Origin of the sequence: Peribacillus sp. NJ11, from assembly GCF_030348405.1 — a bacterium.
GTDB lineage: Bacteria > Bacillota > Bacilli > Bacillales > DSM-1321 > Peribacillus.
In genome coordinates this window covers 4,275,538-4,294,850 of record NZ_JAUCFO010000001.1, presented here as the reverse complement: position 1 = coordinate 4,294,850, position 19,313 = coordinate 4,275,538, and the positions used below count along the sequence as shown (strand labels likewise).

At 40.7% G+C, this 19,313-nt stretch carries 21 protein-coding genes and 1 riboswitch; of the genes, 18 read left to right on the top strand and 3 right to left on the bottom strand.

The genetic code is table 11. The features are described from left to right. Positions 1 to 174: 174 nt before the first annotated feature. Positions 175 to 531 carry a flavin reductase family protein gene (locus QUF86_RS21065; RefSeq protein ID WP_289335520.1) on the top strand — a complete coding sequence of 119 codons (357 nt, stop codon included), beginning with the start codon at positions 175 to 177 and terminating at the stop codon, positions 529 to 531. On the opposite strand, the gene QUF86_RS21060 is transcribed toward QUF86_RS21065, so the two are convergent. Beyond that, entirely contained in the window at positions 528 to 764 is a 237-nt protein-coding gene (locus QUF86_RS21060) for a hypothetical protein (protein ID WP_289335518.1), read from the bottom strand. The genes QUF86_RS21065 and QUF86_RS21060 overlap by 4 nt on opposite strands. A gap of 129 nt (positions 765 to 893) precedes the next feature. Between QUF86_RS21060 and QUF86_RS21055 the strand changes: the two genes are divergently transcribed. The 15 genes from QUF86_RS21055 to QUF86_RS20985 all read left to right on the top strand — a co-directional run bounded on the left by QUF86_RS21055 (position 894) and on the right by QUF86_RS20985 (position 15,225). Then, on the top strand, positions 894 to 1,322 hold the full coding sequence (locus QUF86_RS21055; RefSeq protein ID WP_289335517.1) for a MaoC/PaaZ C-terminal domain-containing protein: 429 nt from the start codon (positions 894 to 896) through the stop codon (positions 1,320 to 1,322). Between the two features lie 5 nt (positions 1,323 to 1,327). Continuing rightward, a complete protein-coding gene (locus QUF86_RS21050; RefSeq protein WP_289335516.1) occupies positions 1,328 to 2,653 on the top strand; it encodes a sigma-54 interaction domain-containing protein in 1,326 nt (441 codons plus the stop codon). Positions 2,654 to 2,924: 271 nt separating this feature from the next. Beyond that, on the top strand, positions 2,925 to 4,079 hold the full coding sequence (locus QUF86_RS21045) for an acyl-CoA dehydrogenase family protein (protein WP_289335515.1): 1,155 nt from the start codon (positions 2,925 to 2,927) through the stop codon (positions 4,077 to 4,079). Positions 4,080 to 4,249: 170 nt separating this feature from the next. Beyond that, complete coding sequence (gene menB, locus QUF86_RS21040; RefSeq protein ID WP_289335514.1) at positions 4,250 to 5,050, top strand: 1,4-dihydroxy-2-naphthoyl-CoA synthase; 801 nt, start codon at positions 4,250 to 4,252, stop codon at positions 5,048 to 5,050. A gap of 18 nt (positions 5,051 to 5,068) precedes the next feature. Beyond that, a complete protein-coding gene (locus QUF86_RS21035; protein WP_289335513.1) occupies positions 5,069 to 6,706 on the top strand; it encodes an AMP-binding protein in 1,638 nt (545 codons plus the stop codon). A gap of 52 nt (positions 6,707 to 6,758) precedes the next feature. Continuing rightward, positions 6,759 to 7,505, top strand: coding sequence for an SDR family NAD(P)-dependent oxidoreductase (locus QUF86_RS21030; protein WP_289335512.1), 747 nt, complete (start codon positions 6,759 to 6,761; stop codon positions 7,503 to 7,505). Positions 7,506 to 7,640: 135 nt separating this feature from the next. After that, a riboswitch (TPP riboswitch) is annotated at positions 7,641 to 7,769 on the top strand. A gap of 136 nt (positions 7,770 to 7,905) precedes the next feature. Next, positions 7,906 to 8,589: a thiaminase II gene (gene tenA, locus QUF86_RS21025; RefSeq protein WP_289316638.1), complete on the top strand. Its 684-nt coding sequence runs from the start codon at positions 7,906 to 7,908 to the stop codon at positions 8,587 to 8,589. Between the two features lie 13 nt (positions 8,590 to 8,602). Continuing rightward, entirely contained in the window at positions 8,603 to 9,187 is a 585-nt protein-coding gene (locus QUF86_RS21020) for an ECF transporter S component (protein WP_289335511.1), read from the top strand. Between the two features lie 12 nt (positions 9,188 to 9,199). Beyond that, positions 9,200 to 10,669: an ABC transporter ATP-binding protein gene (locus tag QUF86_RS21015; RefSeq protein WP_289316636.1), complete on the top strand. Its 1,470-nt coding sequence runs from the start codon at positions 9,200 to 9,202 to the stop codon at positions 10,667 to 10,669. After that, positions 10,670 to 11,452: an energy-coupling factor transporter transmembrane component T family protein gene (locus QUF86_RS21010; RefSeq protein WP_289335510.1), complete on the top strand. Its 783-nt coding sequence runs from the start codon at positions 10,670 to 10,672 to the stop codon at positions 11,450 to 11,452. Positions 11,453 to 11,484: 32 nt separating this feature from the next. Continuing rightward, entirely contained in the window at positions 11,485 to 12,096 is a 612-nt protein-coding gene (gene tenI / locus QUF86_RS21005; protein ID WP_289335509.1) for a thiazole tautomerase TenI, read from the top strand. A gap of 1 nt (position 12,097) precedes the next feature. Continuing rightward, positions 12,098 to 13,222, top strand: coding sequence for a glycine oxidase ThiO (gene thiO / locus QUF86_RS21000; protein ID WP_289316633.1), 1,125 nt, complete (start codon positions 12,098 to 12,100; stop codon positions 13,220 to 13,222). Positions 13,223 to 13,236: 14 nt separating this feature from the next. Next, positions 13,237 to 13,440 carry a sulfur carrier protein ThiS gene (gene thiS, locus QUF86_RS20995; protein WP_289318398.1) on the top strand — a complete coding sequence of 68 codons (204 nt, stop codon included), beginning with the start codon at positions 13,237 to 13,239 and terminating at the stop codon, positions 13,438 to 13,440. 1 nt (position 13,441) lies between these two features. Further along, complete coding sequence (locus QUF86_RS20990) at positions 13,442 to 14,209, top strand: thiazole synthase (protein WP_289316632.1); 768 nt, start codon at positions 13,442 to 13,444, stop codon at positions 14,207 to 14,209. After that, positions 14,206 to 15,225 carry a thiazole biosynthesis adenylyltransferase ThiF gene (locus tag QUF86_RS20985; protein WP_289335508.1) on the top strand — a complete coding sequence of 340 codons (1,020 nt, stop codon included), beginning with the start codon at positions 14,206 to 14,208 and terminating at the stop codon, positions 15,223 to 15,225. Before QUF86_RS20990 ends, QUF86_RS20985 begins: the two co-directional genes overlap by 4 nt. A gap of 188 nt (positions 15,226 to 15,413) precedes the next feature. On the opposite strand, the gene QUF86_RS20980 is transcribed toward QUF86_RS20985, so the two are convergent. Then, positions 15,414 to 15,557 (bottom strand): small acid-soluble spore protein P, encoded by a 144-nt coding sequence (locus QUF86_RS20980; RefSeq protein WP_063233544.1) that lies wholly within the window; start codon positions 15,555 to 15,557, stop codon positions 15,414 to 15,416. A gap of 116 nt (positions 15,558 to 15,673) precedes the next feature. Between QUF86_RS20980 and QUF86_RS20975 the strand changes: the two genes are divergently transcribed. Further along, on the top strand, positions 15,674 to 15,937 hold the full coding sequence (locus tag QUF86_RS20975; protein ID WP_061462981.1) for a hypothetical protein: 264 nt from the start codon (positions 15,674 to 15,676) through the stop codon (positions 15,935 to 15,937). 117 nt (positions 15,938 to 16,054) lie between these two features. Here the strand turns inward: QUF86_RS20975 and sspO are convergent, their stop codons facing one another. Then, positions 16,055 to 16,207, bottom strand: a complete 153-nt coding sequence (sspO, locus tag QUF86_RS20970) for a small acid-soluble spore protein O (protein ID WP_289316630.1) — start codon at positions 16,205 to 16,207, stop codon at positions 16,055 to 16,057. A gap of 385 nt (positions 16,208 to 16,592) precedes the next feature. Between sspO and acnA the strand changes: the two genes are divergently transcribed. Continuing rightward, positions 16,593 to 19,304 (top strand): aconitate hydratase AcnA, encoded by a 2,712-nt coding sequence (gene acnA / locus QUF86_RS20965; RefSeq protein ID WP_289316629.1) that lies wholly within the window; start codon positions 16,593 to 16,595, stop codon positions 19,302 to 19,304. The last annotated feature ends 9 nt before the right edge of the window (positions 19,305 to 19,313 follow it).

Genomic DNA, 19,313 nt, shown 5'->3' with positions numbered 1-19,313 from the left:
ATTTTACGTAATTTCATATTATGAAATTATCGGATTTTTTAAATTTTTACCTTTACTATAATGAATTCATTATAAAAGAGCAGGAGGTGAAAAGAAGGATGGGCGAGAGTTAAGAAATTGCTTTGGTAAATTCCCAACCGGAGTTACGATCGTGAAGTTCAAAAGGGCATTACTGTGAATTCATTCACCTCGGTTTCATTGGATCCCCCGCTTGCTTTAGTGTCAATTCATAAAGAAGCAAAAGCTTGCAATAGCATGAAAGATAGATCATTTACCATTATTATTTTGTCGGATGAACAAGAATCCATTGCATGGCAATTTGCGGGCAGCAAACAGGAAACACTTGAAATTGACTGGGATAACAATGGGATTTCGCCAAAAATAAATGGAAGTGTCGCCTGGATGGAATGCAAACCATGGAAAGAGTATGATGCTGGTGATCATATTTTGTTCATAGGTGAAAATCCAAGAATCACATTTCGAAGATTTGGAAGCGTTTACTTTCTATCAAGGGAAAATGGGGTCTGCTAAACAACTCGTAAAATAAGGGGGATTCTTATGGGCATTAAAATCACGAGTAAAGTTGCTGAATTCACGAGTAAACCGACGAAACTCACGAGTAAAGTTGCTGAATTCACGAGTAAACCGGTGAAACTCGCGAGTAAAGTTGCTGAATTCACGAGTAAACCGGCGAAACTCGCGAGTAAAGTTGCTGAATTCACGAGTAACCCGACGAAACTCGCGAGTAAAGTTGCTGAATTCACAAGTAAACCCATCCAAATTCACGAGTAAAACAACAAATAAACTACCATTTTATAGTATTTGCTTGGAAAGTTATGTATAGTTAGTATTATATTAAAATTGAATATTCTGAAAAGTTAAGGAGCGATGTCATGAGTTTAACAATCACTGATTTGTTCATCGGCCAGGTTGCTAGTTTGCAACGCACATTTAATGAATCTGACGTAAAATTATGTAATGAACTAACAAAAGATTACAGTCCGATTTATCAAGTGAATAAAGAAGCATGGAAAAGTAATTTCAGCAAGCCGGTTGTACCTGGTTTGTTAACGGAAGGCCTTATCACTCAAGTGATCAGTGAAAAACTCCCTGGTAGTGCCTGTATACTTTTACAAAAGGAATTGGTCTTTTATCATCCAGTACATATAGGCGATATGATTTCAGCTGAGCTGGAGATCATTGATATTAATTTGAATAGAGATTGGGTTACGCAAAAGGTGACTTGTTTTAATCAGGAAGGAATTGAAGTCATTAAGGGGCAAGTTGTAATTTTTGTTTTAAGTAATCAAGATATTAGGTGATGTGAATGGAAAATGTCAAAAACGTGTTAAGGAATTGGGGATCGATTGAAGTTGATGAAAATGGAAGAGTTATAGGCGCCACTGCTGATTTTTATGAATATTTCATGATTATGCCGACTGATTTGATAGGAGAGTCCATAACAAGGGTCATTCACACTTCTTCCACCTTTTCTTTGAAAGGTCTTGCCCACAAACATGTATTTTCTGGTGTGATCAGCGGACACTCTTGTTTCATAAGGGTAGTTCGACGAGAAGCTGATACCCTTTATACAATAATCATCCGCCAAGATGAACTGGAATACAGTGATATAGTGTTTTTTGCGAACTCTTTGGAGAAGAATAAAGCCAAGAAAAATTCCATGGTTCAAAGTCGATATAGCTTTGAAGAGATTGTTGGAAAGAGTAAGGAGATAGAGAGGGTAAAAGAACTGGCCGCCAGAATAGCTACTAGCAGTTCAACCGTATTGCTTACAGGGGAAACGGGAACGGGAAAGGAACTTTTTGCACAAGCGATCCATGGTTTGAGTACAAGAAAAGCACAGCCTTTTGTGCCGGTCAATTGTGCTGCGATTCCAGATGAATTATTTGAATCGGAGATTTTTGGTTATGAAGCTGGTGCTTTTAGCGGGGCGAAAAAAGAAGGTAAGCCTGGAAAAATAGAATTAGCCCAAAATGGTACGTTGTTTTTAGATGAGATTTCTGAATTGCCTTATCAGGCTCAAGGTAAGCTTTTACGAGTTTTACAGGAAAGGGAAGTGGAAAGACTAGGCGGGACGGGGACTAAAAATGTTGATATTCGTATTATTGCGGCGACGAACAGGGATTTAAGAACCCTTATTCAAGAAGGGAAGTTCCGCCAAGATTTATATTATCGACTTTATGTTTTTGAATTGAAAATTCCTTCCTTAAGGGAGCGGCACGAAGATATTCTTCCTCTGGCATATCATTTCGTCGAGTATTTCAATATCAAGTTAGGGTCCAATGTGAAAGAAATTGATCCTAAACTCCAAGATTGGCTTATCCAATATGATTGGCCTGGTAACATCCGTGAAATCAAAGCGATAATCGAACGCGGAATGAATATCGTGGATGGAGGGACCCTAACACTGGATTCTTTATATTTTACACCTAATTTCAAAATGGAGGTTCCCTCAGCTGGAATGGATGATTCCATGTCCGGTACGTTGGATGAAGTTGTAGGTAATGCTGAAAAATCAGCCATTCAGCGAGCATTAAAAGATTCGAAAGGGGATCGTTCTTTAGCAGCTCAAAAGCTGAAAATTCATGTTGCTAGTTTATATAGGAAAATTGCCAAATACAAATTGAAATAGCAGAATCATCCAATGAAAGGTAATCAGGTTAACCATTAGGGCACACTTATAAAGTGTGTATTTTTTTGTGAAGTTTCGCAAATTCGATTTGCAGTATTGCGAAAAAATGCAAACTTGCGAAAGCTTTAGGAAACAATAGCCAAATTTGTAGCGAATTCTAGTTGGCACACAATTTGCAATAATAGTTTTTCATGTAAGAGGTTTCATGTTTCATAGCATGTCCAAAATATAGGTATCAGATAAATTAGTAATTAAACAAGGAGGGAATGATATGCTGAATTTTTCTTTTACGGAAGAGCAAGATTATTTTCGTAAAATATTGAAAGAATTTGCTAAGGAAGAGTTGCTTCCACATTATACAAAATGGGATCGCGAAGGGATTACTCCAAAACATTTGTGGGAAAGGCTGGGGGATCTTGGCGTGAATGGCCTTCGGATTCCAGTGGAATATGGAGGAAGCGGTGCGGATTGTGTGACAACTGGGATAGCTGCTGAGGAGATAGGTCGTGGTGATTTCAATCTTACTTACGCAGTGATGTTGAATGCATTAATCGGTGAAATTATCAATAATCACGCTAGCGAGGAACTGAAAAAAGAGTGGCTTCCCAAAATTTCAAGTGGTGAAAAAATTGTTGGCATTGCCATTACGGAGCCATCCGCCGGTACGGATGCAGGTGGAATTAAAACAACAGCTGTCCATAAAGGAAATAAGTATGTGCTTAATGGAGAAAAGTCTGGAATTAGTGTAGCTATGTGTGGAGATGCCTTTGTTTTATTTGCAAAAACGGAACCTGAATGGGGAAATCGAGGGATAAGTGCTTTCATGGTTCCTGCCGATATTCCAGGAGTTGAATGTAGAGGGTACACAGACATGGGGAATATCCCGATTGGAAGAGGTTCGATATATTTAACCGATGTCGAGGTTCCGGAAGAGTATATGATCGGTCTTCAAAATAAAGGGTTTTCCCAAGTGATGAATGGGTTTGATTTAAGTCGGCTGTTAATAGGGCTGCAATGTGTGGGCACCGCTTCACAAAGTATCGATGAAACCATCGAACATGTAAAAATCAGACATTCATTTGGTAAACCGTTGGCGACATATCAAGGGGTCTCCTTCCCCATTGTGACCCACTATACCCAATTAGAACTGGTGAAGTGGCAAGCCTATCGAGGACTTTGGCTTCGTGACCAAGGGTTGAATCATAGTAAAGAATCGGCTTCTGTTAAGTGGTTAGGTCCTAAATATAGTGTAGAAGCTATCCATGAATGTTTACTGTTGAATGGTCATTATGCTTATACGAAGGAAATGCCTCTTGAGCAACGCTTGCGTGACGTGATTGGGTTGGAAATTGGTGATGGCACTGCACAAGCCAATATGATGGTCATTGCAAAGGACATAATAGGAAAGGAGTTCCGTTCTCATTAATCCAATGGGATTAGTATTTTTGATTCAGTTGAAACCGAAACGATACAGAAGAAATAGAAAATATTTACAGTCGAAATAGGTACCGATTAAGTTCGTATTGAACAGAGAATTAATGTGATACAGGGCAAATCATCCTTAATGGACTAGGACAATGAAGGGAATGAAAAACGATGGAATTAACAGATGTAATCTATGAAAAAAAAGCTGGAATTGCAAAGATAACAATGAACAGACCTAAAGTTTACAATGCTTTTCGTGCCAGAACCATTCAGGAATTAATTTGGGCCTTCCGGGACGCTTGGGATGATAATCGTGTTGGTATAGTGATTCTGACTGGAGCAGGTGAGAAGGCATTTTGTGTAGGTGGGGATCAAAAAGAAAAGGGAGAAGAAGGAGGATATGATCATTCGGGTGGTTTAGGTGGTGGAATGGGACTGGAAATCGAAACGCTGCACCAAACGATCCGCAACATTCCTAAGCCGGTCATTGCAGCGGTTAATGGGTTTGCCATCGGAGGCGGACATGTCCTTCATGTCATTTGTGATCTAACAATTGCATCTGACACGGCAAAATTCGGCCAGAGCGGGCCAAAGGTCGGTAGTTATGATGCAGGTTTTGGTTCAGCTTATTTAGCACGAATTGTCGGAGAAAAGAAAGCAAGGGAAATCTGGTATTTGTGTGAACAATATTCTGCACAAGAAGCAAAGGAAATGGGACTTGTGAACAAAATCGTTGCCCCAGAACAACTGCACGAGGCAGCAGAAGAATGGGCAAGAAAGATCCTTGATAAGAGTCCAACTGCGCTAAAGATGCTTAAATATTCCTTTAATGCAGATAGTGCAAACATTCAAGGGATTTCTCAGCTATCGATGGGCAGTTTAGCGATGTTTTACAATACACAAGAATCGGAAGAAGGAAAAAATGCCTTCCTGGAAAAGAGGCCTGTAGATTTTAAAAAATTCAGAGGTTGATGAGGGGGATGGAAACTGGTGAAATTGGAGACGATTTTGACTCAGGAATATGTGGGGAAATATCAAGGCGTTTGGCCAAACCGAACGATCTTGGATTATTTGAATGATGCTATAGTAAAGCATCCAGATAAGATAGCGATTATCGATAAAAAAAGTAGTTTTACTTACAAGCAGCTTGGTAAGTTGGTCGATCGAATCGCTTTGGGTCTCTTGCATATAGGATTGGGTAAAGGGGATGTTGTCTCTTTTCAACTGCCTAACTGGAATGAATTTATAATCTTACATTATGCTGTTACAAGAATCGGTGCCATTAGCAATCCCTTGATACCGATTTATCGGGATAGGGAAATTGGCTATATGGTTGGGATGGCAGAATCAAAAATGATTGTTGTACCAGATTATTTCCGTGGGTTTTATTACCCTGACATGATTGAGAGACTAAGCCATCAATGGCCATCAATGAAACATATATATGTGATTGGGGACAAGGCGCCGAAGGGGATGAAACTGTTCTCCTCACTATTTGAGGAAACTTGGGAAGACCGGATGGATTCATCCATTTTGGATGAAATCACACATGACCCCAATGATGTGACTGAAATTATCTTTACCTCGGGAACCACTGGAAGTCCAAAAGGAGTAATGCATACACATAATACTCTTTGTATATCAACGGATTATTGGATTGACCACTTACATTTAACCTCCGATGACGTTCTTTTCATGGCGTCAACGTTCGCTCATCAAACAGGTTTTGGTTATGGAGTTAGGCTCCCTACTCATATTGGAGGTACGGGAGTCTATCAAGACATTTGGAATCCGAGAGAGTTTATTGAATGGGTTGAGAAGGAAAAGATAACGTTTACGGCGGGAGCTACTCCTTTTCTGCAAGATACGGTTCAAATGGAAGGGATAGAAAGTTATGACCTCAATTCGCTACGAGTCTTCGTAGCTTTAGGTGCCCCGATTCCCAGGCATTTAGTAAAGGAAGCCGTGGAAAAAGTACCGTTCAAGATATTGTCAGGATGGGGACAAACGGAAGATGGCTTGGTAACCTTGACGAGACTTGAGGATCCAGAAGAAAAACTGATGAATACCGACGGAATTCCCTTTCCGGGGATGGAGCTAAAAGTAGTGGATCTTGAAGGGGAGATCTGTGCTCCGAATATAGAAGGTTCTTTATTAGTAAGGGGTCCGGCTCTTTTTGTCGGCTATTTTAAACGGATCGATGATACTTTAGCTGAGTATAGTGACGGATGGTTCATTACCGGTGATCGAGCATTTATTGATGAAGATGGATTTATCCGGATTTCTGGAAGAAACAAAGACATAATCATACGTGGTGGCGAAAATATTCCAGTCGCTTATGTAGAAAATGTATTGTATGAACACCCGGATATTTCTAGCGCTCAGGTTATCGCTGTTCCAGATTCTCGTCTTCAGGAAAAAGCATGTGCATGTATCAGCATGAAAATGGGGAAGAGCCCGATCACGATGGATTCCATGCAGGAATTTCTCTCGGAAAAGGGTTTGGCCAAACAATATTGGCCTGAATTTCTTGAAATAATGGATGACTTTCCTCGTACGGCAAGCGGGAAAATCCAGAAATTCCGGCTCCGGGAAATGATAAATGAAAAGATAATAGACAATATATAAGCAGCTTAAATAAATCCATATTGACTAAATGGTGAAAGTGGAGGGGAATATGATGAATAAAAGAATGGCATTTATCACAGGTGCCGGAAGCGGAATTGGCAGAGAGATTGCAAAAAAATTGGCTTCTCGCAATTTTAACATCATCGTGGCTGATATAAATCATAAAAATGCAGAGGAAACGGTTTCTATAATCGAAAAGTCGGGTTTTGAAGCCAGAGCGGTCCATTGTGATGTAACGAAATTAGAAAGTGTTAAAAAAGCCGTTGAAGAATCAGTGAACCATTATCAAAGAATAGATATATTGGTTAATAATGCAGGCTGGGATAAGGTGGAACCTTTTTTAAAAAGTGATCCCAGCACTTGGAAAAGGATTATCGATATTAATTTACTTGGGCAGATCCATACTTGCAAGGAAATTTTACCTCTCATGATTGAAAATGGTTACGGCAAGGTAGTAAATATTGCATCAGATGCAGCTAGGGTCGGATCAAGTGGAGAGGCAGTTTATTCGGCTGCTAAGGGAGGGGTGATTGCCTTCACAAAAACGATAGCAAGAGAAATGGCACGTCACAAACTCAACATCAATTGTGTTGCACCAGGCCCTGCTGATACTCCTCTATTTCAAGAAATAGGCTCTTATAATGATGGTATAGCAAGCGCCTTGGAAAAAGCTATTCCATTTCGTCGGCTAGCTCAACCCGAGGACATTGCCAGTGCTGTTGCCTATTTCGTTTCGGAAGATGCAGGGTATATTACGGGGCAAACTCTTTCCGTAAATGGTGGATTAACAATGGTTTAATTGATCGTGGTTAGGCGGGTATGCAAGATTGAAAGGCTAGTAATCCTAAAGCAATATAGCTTGAAAACTTTTTCTAATCGTTTGACAATTGGATTTATCGTGTTAATATAAAGGCAAATGAATTATATATACAATTTGTACCACTAGGGGTGCTTTATAGGTGAAATTTGATTTTACCTGAGAAGCTGAGATTAAAGTATGACTTTAAGACTCTTAGAACCTGATCTGGTTTATACCAGCGTAGGGAAGTGGGGTCTGGGACAATACGTTTCTGTATTATTTCAAGTACAACCACTTTCTTTACGTTAAAGAAAGTGGTTTTTTATTTGCAAAAAAAGAGGTGATTAAAGTTTTTTATCCCGTATCATTCATTGAAAAATAGAATTTGGAGGTAATGGACATGAAGTTTTCAGAGGAAATCCGCCAGGAAGTTGATCATATTTGGGAAGCTAGTTTTAATCACCCGTTTGTTGCAGGAATTGGAGATGGCACATTGCCATTAGAGTGTTTTCGTTTTTATGTCATGCAAGATGCCTATTATTTATCTCATTTTGCTAGAGTTCAAGCTTTAGGAGCAGTAAAGGCAACAGACTTACATACAACAAGCAGGCTTGCCGGCCACGCACAAGGAACATATGAAGCGGAGTTGAAGCTTCATGAAAATTTTTCTGAGAGATTAGGCATCACAAAAGAAGAAAGGGAAAATTTCAAACCCGCCCCGACTGCTTATGCTTACACTTCCCATATGTATCGTGCGGCGTATTCTGGACATTTAGGGGATGTTATTGCAGCTATCTTGCCATGTTACTGGCTGTATTATGAAATTGGCGAAAAGCTGCAAGGGTGTGAACCGGAAGAGCCGATTTATCAAGAATGGATAGCGGCTTACGGAGGAGAGTGGTTCCGCTCTTTGGTGGAAGAACAAATTGCGAGGCTTGATGAGATTGCTGAAAAAGTAACAGATGAAGATAAGGAAAGAATGAAGGAACATTTTATCCTTAGCAGCCAATATGAATACTCATTTTGGGAAATGGCTTATCGCTTAGAGACATGGCCTGTTCATAAGGAAATACTGGAAGTATAAAGGAGAATGAAACATGAAAAAAGGATTGAAATTAACGGATATATTAGTCACTATCGTGATTGCCGTAGCATTTGGAATCGTTTATATCCTTTGGGGTTCGATTTATTATTCCGTTAAACCATTCGGATTACATCTAGATCAACTTATTTATGGAATGTGGTTTATAGCTGGCCCCGTTGCCTTTTTGATTTTACGGAAACCGGGTGTAGCACTTCTGGCAGAGATAGCTGCAGCTTCCGGTGAATTCTTTCTGGGTTCACCATGGGGGTTGACCGTACTCTTATATGGGGTGGTCCAAGGTTTGTTCGCTGAACTGCTGTTCATGGCGTTCAGATATAAAAAATTCAATATGTCGGTGGCCGTTTTAGCTGCGGTGGCTTCCTGCCTGGGATCAGTCATCATGGATTTTGCATACGGGGAAATAGGTGCGCTCTCCCTTTGGAATCTATCGTTATTCATGATTGCGAGGTTCTTGGGTTCCATATTCTTTGCAGGTGTAACAGCTTATTATCTAGTTAAAGTCCTGGAAGCAACAGGAGTAACTAATCTTGTTCGTCCAGTTTCAAGTAAAGATTATGCAGAACTGGACCAAAAGTAGAGGTTGATGGCCATGGAACGAATCGTTCATGTTGAGAAGTTAAGAATGAAATTTCCAGGTGATGAGTCCTTGATTTTCAAGGACTTATCCGTCTCATTTGATAAAGGTGAAAAAGTTCTATTGTTGGGACCATCAGGATGTGGTAAGTCGACTCTTTTGCAAGTATTAAGCGGATTAATTCCGAATTCCATCGAAGTTCCGATGAAGGCGGAAGAATTGAAGTGTCCTTCTTCATGGGGATATGTTTTTCAAGACCCTGATAGTCAGTTTTGCATGCCATTTGCGGATGAGGAAATTGCCTTCGTCCTTGAGAATCTTTCCGTCCCTAAGAAAGAAATGAAAGAGAAGATCCAAAAACATATCCATGAGGTAGGATTGAACCTAAAAGATATCCATACAAGTATTGATACATTATCAGGCGGGATGAAACAGCGTCTGGCCATTGCTTCAGTATTGGCCCTTGAACCGGAAGTGATATTTTTAGATGAACCAACCGCCATGCTCGATCCGGAAGGAACAAAAGAAATTTGGGACTTGTTGAAGGGAGTCGGACGAGACAAGACGGTTATTATCGTGGAACATAAAATTGATCATGTTTTAGAATTCATCGAACGAATCGTGCTTTTTAATGATGACGGTCAAATCATAGCTGATGGTCCAAAAGATACCATTCTTTCCCTATATAAAAATGAAATGAAAGAACATGGAATTTGGTTCCCTGGTGTTTGGGATGAGTATGTACATGACCATGAGCTCATTCGTGAAAACCCATTTAGTGTTGGTTCCCCCCTTATGCATGTGCAAGGTTTTAGCGGATTCCGGAAAAAGGAAGCGAAAATCAAGGTTGAAGAGCTGCAGGTCAATTCAGGGGAATGGATTGTAATCAGTGGAGAAAATGGCGCGGGGAAGAGTACTCTTTTACATTCACTGATGCAGTTCATAAAAACGAGTGGTAAGTATGAATTAATGGGGTCCCCTATTAGAAGGGTGAAAAATCTAACGGATCATATGACGTTTGTTTTTCAAAATCCTGAGTTTCAGTTCGTTGCAAATTCTGTATATGAAGAAATTGCTTATTCATTGAGAATTGAAAAAAGGCCGCAACAAGAAATCGAGGAGAGAGTCCGATCATTGCTTGGAGTGTTCCGCCTTGAGGCACATCGGGATAAACATCCGTTTCAATTATCAATGGGTCAAAAGCGTCGCTTAAGTGTAGCTGCCTCAATCGTAATAGACAAAAAAATCATTCTCCTGGATGAGCCAACCTTTGGCCAAGATTCGAAAAATACCTTTGCATTACTGGAATGGTTTGAGGAATACCGAAGGCGCGGAACAACAGTGATCATGGTAACTCATGACGATCATATTTCAAACAACTTTGCAACCAGGATCTGGACGGTTAAAGACGGATACGTAATAAGGGATGAAAACATCACGCAATCAGGATTTATGGAGACAAAAGTTAAAAGGAGTGTCATGTAGATGAATGTTACAAATACAGAAACATGGCTCCATAAGGTTAATCCAAGCCTTAAACTTTGTGTATTGCTCGTGTTATGCATCGTGGCGCTATTCATTCATGACCTGAATTACATGATGAATATTACCATTGGCGTTTTACTTTTATTTTTGTTTTTTACCGGGCATTCGATAAAACGCATCTTACTTTTGTCGATCCCTTTTTGTTTCATTTTTATATCCACCTCTTCCGCAATGATATTATTCGGACAAGGTGAAACGGTTTGGTTTGAGTGGGGTCTCATATCGATTTCTGAAGAAAGTTTCATGAGGGGATTACTGGTAGGCTTTCGAGCTTTGCTTTTCGCGGCACTAGGTTTAACTTTTTCCTTAACGACGAGACCAGTGAACTTGTTTTATTCCTTAATGCAGCAAGTAAAGCTTAAACCGAAATATGCCTATAGTTTCATGGCGGCATTAAGGCTCATCCCCATCATGATGGAGGAATTCCAAACGATACGAAACGCAATGAAGGTACGTGGTTTCAAAAGGGAAAAAGGGATTAGATCGGTATATTTTAAAATGAAAGCTTATTCCATCCCGTTGTTATCCGGAAGCATCAGACGTGCTCACCGAATCGCGGTTGCGATGGAGGCCAAGCGATTTACAGACACGCGGGATCGAACATACTATTATGAATTTGGGTTTTCAAGAAAGGACCATGGATTCATTCTGTATTTTTTCATCCTGCTGTTGGCTGGGTTTTATCTATCGATTCAATTCCCGTTACTATCTTTGATTTTATGAGATTGCAACTTTACTAGTTAGGGGTTCTTAGTATGAATGCACTAGAATTGCATATTATTTCTACTGGGAAACAGCCAATTGAAAAGTTCGTAGAAATCGCTTCTAGGATTCAGGAACATGTTGATTTCTTCTATCTAAGGGAAAAGCACATGAATGCATCAGAACTCTATCGGGCAGTGACCCTATTACATGATAATAAGATTCCGCTGTCTAAGATCATCATAAATGATCGGGTGGATGTAGCCTGGGTACACAAAGTATTTGGTGTGCAATTGGCTTTTCATAGTTTAGATGCAGGAGTCGTAAAAGGAGCATTTCCAGGGATGAGTGTTGGCTGTTCGATCCATTCCATGGATGAAGCGAAAGCCGCTTTCCGTAACGGGGCCGATTACGCGATCTATGGACATGTTTTTGAAACAAATTCAAAACGCGGCCTACCTCCTAAGGGAGTGGAGGAACTTCAAGCAATCACAAGAAATGTCAATCTTCCGATTATTGCGATAGGCGGAATAACTCCTTCCAATTGCCAAGTTGTAAAGGATGCGGGCACACACGGAATTGCGGTCATGTCAGGTGTGCTTGAAGCTGAAAACCCGGTTAGAGCCGTTAAAGAATATTCGAAGTCTTTAGGAAAGGAGATATAAAATGAATTCCATATATGATGCAATCATTGTTGGGGGAGGAGTAATTGGTGGATCCATTGCTTTTCAATTAGCCAAACGAGGTAAAAAGGTCCTTTTATTGGAAAAAGATAGAATTGCCAGTAAAGCATCCAGTGCTGCAGCCGGGATGTTAGGAGCACAAGCCGAATTAGATGCTGATAACCCGCTTTTTAGTTTGGCAAGCCGAAGCAGGGGGATGTTTCCTGCACTGTCGGAAGAATTAAAGGACTTAAGTGGAATTGACATCGAATTAGTGAATAAGGGTATGTTTAAGGTGGCGCTAACGAATGATCAGGTAGCCGAATTGAAGGACATGATCAAAGTCCAGCAAGATGCGGGACTAGATGCGGAATGGTTATCGACTGCCGAAATAAGGAAAATGGAACCGCTTCTTTCGGATGAGATTAAGGGAGCCATGTTCATTCCGAAGGATGGACAAGTTTCAGCCACCAGGCTGTCGCTCGCTTTTGCTAAATCTGCAGCTTCCCTTGGTGTAGATATAAAGGAATTTGTCCATGTCTCTGATTTATGTACGGAAAACGGATGTGTAAAAGGAGTGGTCACAAATATAGGCGAATTTTCAAGTGAAAATGTAATTGTGGCAAGTGGTGCGTGGAGTGCCTTCCTCCTTGAAAAATCAGGGATAAACCTCGATACATATCCGGTAAAGGGAGAGTGCTTTTCCGTCCTGACTGATCGTCCATTACTTGAAAAAACGATCTTTTCACATGGCTGCTATCTTGTGCCCAAAGTTGGCGGAAGAATCATTGTCGGAGCAACGGTTAAAGCGAACACTTTCGATCAAAAGGTAAGTTTGGAAGGGATTTCAACGTTAATAGAAAAGGCAACGCAATTGCTTCCGGCAATTAAAGGAACCGAGTGGGAAAAGACATGGGCAGGTATACGCCCCCAAACAGGGGATGGATTGCCATATTTTGGTGAGCACCCAGCATGTAAAGGACTTTTCATTGCAACGGGGCACTTCAGGAATGGCATCCTGCTTTCTCCAATTACAGGTGTACTTATAGCGGATATGGTGGAAAGGAAGACAAATCCTGAATGGTCCGCTTTTCGATTGGATCGTTCGATACAGACCCTTTTTTCTTAATGGAGGTGGATGAATTGGAATTGATTATTAACGGGGAAAAAATACGGATACCTGCTGATGAATCAACAGTTACAGGGCTTTTGAAACACTTTAATTTACATCAAAAAGTAGTGATCGTTGAATTGAATGATGAAATATTAACAAAAGAAAATCTAAGTGAAACACTTTTGTCAAATGGAGACAAGGTCGAGATTGTACATTTTGTAGGAGGCGGATGAAATGTTAAAGATAGGTTCTTATGAATTTTCTTCAAGGTTATTATTAGGTACTGGGAAATATCCAAATTTCGATGTTCAAAAGCAATCAGTGGAGGTTTCAGAGACGGAAATATTAACGTTTGCGGTCCGGAGAATGAACATTTTTGAAGCCAGTCAGCCTAATTTCTTAGAAAAGCTTGATTTGAAAAAATATACACTCCTTCCCAATACAGCAGGAGCTAAAACGGCTAAAGAAGCAGTGCGTATAGCCCACCTTGCTAAGGCTTCAGGTTTATGTGACATGATTAAGGTAGAAGTCATCGGCTGTCAAAAAACCCTTCTGCCCGATCCGATTGAAACCTTAAAAGCTGCTGAAGAATTAGTGAAACTGGGATTCACTGTTTTACCCTATACCTCGGATGATGTGTTGCTTGCTAAACGCCTGGAAGAAGTGGGATGTCATGCAATCATGCCTGGTGCTTCACCGATTGGCTCTGGTCAAGGCATTATAAACCCACTGAACTTACGATTCATCATCGAACAATCAGAGGTTCCGGTTATTGTTGACGCAGGGATTGGAACGCCCTCCGATGCGGCAATCGCCATGGAATTAGGGGCGGATGGCGTATTGCTTAACACTGCAGTCTCCGGAGCAAAAGACCCCGTCAAAATGGCGAAAGCAATGAAGCTTGCCATTGAAGCAGGTCGATTAGGGTATGAAGCAGGAAGAATTGAAAAAAATGAATACGCCATTGCAAGCAGTCCAGTTGAAGGAATGAGCATTGGATGAATGAACGTTATTCACGTCAAGAACTTTTTAGCCCTATAGGGGAAGAAGGGCAATTGAAAATTCGCAAAAAACACGTTTTAGTGATTGGAGCGGGTGCTCTTGGTACAGGAAGTGCGGAAGGCCTTGTACGAGCAGGAATTGGGAAGCTGACCATTGTAGACAGGGATTATGTGGAGTGGAGTAACCTTCAAAGACAACAGCTTTATTGTGAAGAAGATGCTGAAAAAAGAATACCTAAAGCAGTGGCAGCGAAGAATCGTTTGAATGCGTTAAATTCAGATGTTACCGTAAAATCGCTTGTGGCGGATGTCTCGGTTGATGAACTGGCGAAGCTCGTTGAAGACGTGGATTTAATATTGGATGCCACTGATAATTTCGATACCAGGATGATCATTAATGATAGTGCACAAAAATATAAAATACCCTGGATTTACGGAGCCTGTGTAGGGAGTTATGGGATAAGTTACACGGTGATTCCAGAGGTGACCCCATGTTTGAATTGTTTGCTTGAAACGGTTCCAATTGGAGGGCTGACCTGTGATACGGCTGGGATCATTAGCCCTGCCGTTCAAACGGTCGTTGCCCATCAAATGGCGGAAGCATTAAAAATCCTTGTCGAAGATTATGCATCCCTTAGAAACAAGATTGTATCATTCGACCTTTGGAAAAATGAGCACTCGTCCATTGATGTAACGAAATTAAAAAAAGACAGTTGTTTGTCATGCGGGGAAAATCGTACTTATCCACATCTTTCCTTTTCAAATCAAACAAAGACTGCCGTATTATGCGGGAGGGATTCTGTTCAGATCCGGCCGGCGATGAAACTTGAAAGAGACCTAGCGGAACTGGAAAAAAATCTTCTTGCACAAGGTGGGAAAATCGTTAGAAATCCTTACTTACTTTCATTTACGAACGGAACCCATCGGTTGGTTATTTTTAAAGATGGACGGGCATTGATCCATGGAACAAAAGATATTGCAGAAGCCAAAACATTATATCATCGTTATGTTGGGTGAAGAAACGAGAATGGCACTGACCTGATATGAACAAGCGTATTGAAAGAGGTGCCAAATAAATTTGGCATTATAATAGGAAGTTATCGAACATTCTTCTTGCGACTTGATTGCAGTGAAAACATAAAACGAAAGCGGTGTCTGCCTTTAAGGGCGGCACCGCTTCGCTTTGGATCGATTATATAAGCAGCTTACATATCATGACTGCTGTTATGCTTCTGACGGGTGTGCTGTCTATTTTTTACCTTATGAGAACCGCTTAACGGTGCAGGTTGACCTGGGTTATTTCCTTTAGGTGCATTTTTTCGAATATCTTTACCATCATTTTTGTTCATTTGCGATCCCTCCTACTACTTAAGATAATCAGTCCGTGAAATTTTATTCACATACATATATTTGCAAACCTCGTACATGCTATGGATGGACACTATATTTAAGGAGCTGAACCCAAATGCAGGATAAACAGGATAAGCGAAGGACTTTCCAGGAAGCCCAGCAAAGTTATCAACAAGTATTTGATGTATACTCATCGATCGAGAAAAACGCACCGAATTACGGAACGGAATTGAAACATGTGAAGCAGGAAGTGAATGAGGCCTATCAGCAAATACAATCTGCTTTAGTCACCGCTTCCGAGCATCAGAGAGAACAATTGAAGCAATTCGAGCAGGATATTCAGGCTATCGTCAATGAGGTCAATTCAGAGGACTATTGAGTGCCTAGGTCTATCGGGATTTTCCTGATTTTTATAATGGAATAGGCTTTTTGAAAAGAGCAGTACATCTGCAATTTCAAAAAGCCTATCCTATTTAAAGCCTAGAAAAGAGGGAGATCATTGGTTTTTCTTTCTTTTTTTATTATTTTGCCTTTGCATTTCCGATAATGGGGGTTCATTTCCCAGTTCATCATTGTAACCTGTTCCATTACCTTGCGCTTTTGCAGCATTCATTCCTGGTATAACATGATTTGCCTTTTGTTTTGTCATTTCGACACCTCCACCCATAGAATGTGATAATGCGGAATGATTATGTATGTATGACTAATATGTTTTACTGGTATAATTTATCAGGTCGTAAATGGTAGTATTTTCAATGAAAACCACGTTGGTAAGGCTTCCTAAATGCACTTTAACATGTGGGGAATTTTTTTCTATAAGAGAAACTTATCAAAAACAATAACTTTCTTGTTATTTACTTATACTCATTTCTATATTAGTATTAAGTTGAAGGAAGAGTTAGGGTGGGAGAAGAGAGAGAAAATTCGACAAACTAACTTTTTTATTTATATTTATAGTAAACATGGTTTCAGTGAACCAGGTTTTACTTTTATGTGCAGAATAAGTTCTGACAGTTTAATAGGGGGTAATATTCATGACGAAAAATGACGTATACCAAGCGCGTAAGTCCTTTGAAATTGAAGGAAAACGCTACAACTACTACAGCCTAGACGCTATTGAAAATGCAGGGGATGGCCAAGTATCACGCCTTCCATATTCCATCAAAGTATTACTTGAAGCGGTACTTCGCCAAGTAGACGGAAGAGTCATCACAAAAGAACACGTTGCGAACCTTGCTAAATGGGGAACAAGCGAGCAACAAGATATAGATGTTCCGTTCAAGCCATCACGTGTAATCCTACAAGATTTCACTGGTGTTCCAGTTGTTGTGGATTTAGCTTCTTTACGTAATGCATTCGCAGCACTTGGTGGAGATCCAGACAAAATCAACCCGGAAATTCCGGTTGACCTTGTAATTGACCACTCTGTACAAGTTGATAAAGCAGGTACAATGGATTCCCTTGATGCCAATATGGATCTTGAATTCGAACGTAATGCAGAGCGTTACCAGTTCCTAAGCTGGGCTCAAAAATCATTCAACAACTATCGTGCAGTTCCACCGGCAACTGGTATCGTTCACCAAGTTAACCTTGAGTACCTTGCGAACGTGGTTCATGCTGTTGAAACTCCAAACGGCGACTTCGAAGTATTCCCTGATTCTGTATTCGGTACAGATTCACATACTACAATGATCAACGGTATTGGTGTTCTTGGTTGGGGTGTCGGCGGTATCGAAGCAGAAGCAGGCATGCTAGGACAGCCTTCTTACTTCCCGGTTCCAAAAGTAGTTGGAGTTAAATTGACTGGCCAACTTCCTAAAGGTACAACAGCTACTGACCTTGCATTGAAAGTGACACAAGTTCTTCGTGCACACGGCGTAGTTGGTAAATTTGTTGAGTTCTACGGCCCTGGAGTAGGATACCTTCCACTTGCTGACCGTGCAACAATCGCTAACATGGCTCCTGAATACGGTGCTACAGTTGGTTTCTTCCCTGTTGATGCAGAAGCGATCGATTATATGCGTTTAACAGGCCGTGATGAAAAACAAATTAAAGTGGTTGAATCTTACTGCAAAGAAAATGGATTGTTCTACTCTCCTGAAAACGAAGATCCAGCATACAATGATGTTGTGGAAATCGACCTTTCAGCAATTGAACCAAACCTTTCAGGCCCTAAACGCCCGCAAGATTTGATTCCACTTTCTCAAATGAAAACATCTTTCCATGACGCTATCAATGCACCTATGGGCAACCAAGGTTTTGGCATGGACAATTCCGAATTGGATAAAGAAGTAACTGTTAAATTTGCCGATGGTAAAGAAACGGTAATGAAAACAGGTGCGATTGCAATTGCTGCAATCACAAGCTGTACGAACACTTCTAACCCGTACGTAATGCTTGGAGCAGGTCTTATCGCTAAAAAAGCAGTTGAAAAAGGCTTGACTGTTCCGGATTATGTAAAAACATCATTGGCACCAGGTTCTAAAGTTGTTACTGGTTACCTTCGTGATGCAGGTCTTCAACCATACCTTGATCAATTAGGATTCAACGTAGTTGGTTACGGCTGTACAACATGTATCGGTAACTCAGGTCCATTGGCGGACGAAATCGAAGCAGCAGTTGCTGAAGCAGATCTTCTAGTAACTTCAGTACTTTCTGGTAACCGTAACTTTGAAGGTCGTATTCATCCACTAGTGAAAGCAAACTATCTTGCTTCTCCAACTTTGGTTGTTGCATATGCACTTGCTGGTACTGTGGACTTCGATCTTAACAATGATTCACTTGGTAAAGACAAAGATGGTAACGATGTATATCTTGCTGATATCTGGCCATCACAAGAAGAAGTTAACGCTGCTGTTAAAGCAACAGTTACACCGGAATTATTCCGTAAAGAATACGAAACAGTATTCAACGATAACAAACGTTGGAATGAAATCCAAACAAGCAACGAAGCGATTTATGCTTTCGATTCTAAATCAACATATATTCAAAATCCTCCATTCTTTGAAGGATTATCACCAGAACCAGGTTCAGTTAACCCGCTTTCCGGTTTGCGTGTAGTAGGTAAATTCGGTGACTCAGTTACAACTGACCACATTTCTCCTGCAGGTGCAATCGGTAAAGATACACCAGCTGGTATCTACCTTCGTGAAAACGGTGTGAAACCACGTGACTTTAACTCTTACGGTTCTCGTCGTGGTAACCACGAAGCGATGATGCGCGGAACGTTCGCAAACATCCGTATCCGTAACCAAGTTGCTCCAGGTACAGAAGGTGGATACACAACTTACTGGCCAACAGGCGATGTAATGGCTATCTATGATGCTTGTATGAAATACAAAGCTGATGGAACAGGTCTTGCAGTCATCGCTGGTAAAGACTATGGTATGGGAAGCTCTCGTGACTGGGCTGCGAAAGGTACTAACCTTCTTGGCATCAAAACAGTCATCGCTGAAAGCTTTGAACGTATTCACCGTTCTAACCTTGCGTTAATGGGTGTTCTTCCACTTCAATTCAAAGAAGGCGAAAACGCTGAAACACTTGGATTGACTGGTAAAGAAGCGATTGCAGTTAAAATCGACGAAACGGTTAAACCACGTGATATCGTAACAGTTACTGCTACTGATGAAGCTGGAAACGTAAAAGAATTTGATGTACTTGTTCGTTTCGATTCCGAAATCGAAATCGATTACTACCGTCACGGTGGTATCCTTCAAATGGTATTACGCAATAAATTAAAAGGCTAATTTCTGCTT

Bases quoted from the DNA above. Each gene is read 5' to 3' on its own strand.
- QUF86_RS21055 (WP_289335517.1), top strand. From the start codon at position 894: ATGAGTTTAACAATCACTGATTTGTTCATCGGCCAGGTTGCTAGTTTG.
- QUF86_RS21050 (WP_289335516.1), top strand. From the start codon at position 1,328: ATGGAAAATGTCAAAAACGTGTTAAGGAATTGGGGATCGATTGAAGTT.
- QUF86_RS21045 (WP_289335515.1), top strand. From the start codon at position 2,925: ATGCTGAATTTTTCTTTTACGGAAGAGCAAGATTATTTTCGTAAAATA.
- menB (WP_289335514.1), top strand. From the start codon at position 4,250: ATGGAATTAACAGATGTAATCTATGAAAAAAAAGCTGGAATTGCAAAG.
- QUF86_RS21030 (WP_289335512.1), top strand. From the start codon at position 6,759: ATGAATAAAAGAATGGCATTTATCACAGGTGCCGGAAGCGGAATTGGC.
- tenA (WP_289316638.1), top strand. From the start codon at position 7,906: ATGAAGTTTTCAGAGGAAATCCGCCAGGAAGTTGATCATATTTGGGAA.
- QUF86_RS21020 (WP_289335511.1), top strand. From the start codon at position 8,603: ATGAAAAAAGGATTGAAATTAACGGATATATTAGTCACTATCGTGATT.
- QUF86_RS21015 (WP_289316636.1), top strand. From the start codon at position 9,200: ATGGAACGAATCGTTCATGTTGAGAAGTTAAGAATGAAATTTCCAGGT.
- QUF86_RS21010 (WP_289335510.1), top strand. From the start codon at position 10,670: ATGAATGTTACAAATACAGAAACATGGCTCCATAAGGTTAATCCAAGC.
- tenI (WP_289335509.1), top strand. From the start codon at position 11,485: ATGAATGCACTAGAATTGCATATTATTTCTACTGGGAAACAGCCAATT.
- thiO (WP_289316633.1), top strand. From the start codon at position 12,098: ATGAATTCCATATATGATGCAATCATTGTTGGGGGAGGAGTAATTGGT.
- QUF86_RS20990 (WP_289316632.1), top strand. From the start codon at position 13,442: ATGTTAAAGATAGGTTCTTATGAATTTTCTTCAAGGTTATTATTAGGT.
- QUF86_RS20985 (WP_289335508.1), top strand. From the start codon at position 14,206: ATGAATGAACGTTATTCACGTCAAGAACTTTTTAGCCCTATAGGGGAA.
- QUF86_RS20980 (WP_063233544.1), bottom strand. From the start codon at position 15,557: ATGAACAAAAATGATGGTAAAGATATTCGAAAAAATGCACCTAAAGGA.
- QUF86_RS20975 (WP_061462981.1), top strand. From the start codon at position 15,674: ATGCAGGATAAACAGGATAAGCGAAGGACTTTCCAGGAAGCCCAGCAA.
- sspO (WP_289316630.1), bottom strand. From the start codon at position 16,207: ATGACAAAACAAAAGGCAAATCATGTTATACCAGGAATGAATGCTGCA.
- acnA (WP_289316629.1), top strand. From the start codon at position 16,593: ATGACGAAAAATGACGTATACCAAGCGCGTAAGTCCTTTGAAATTGAA.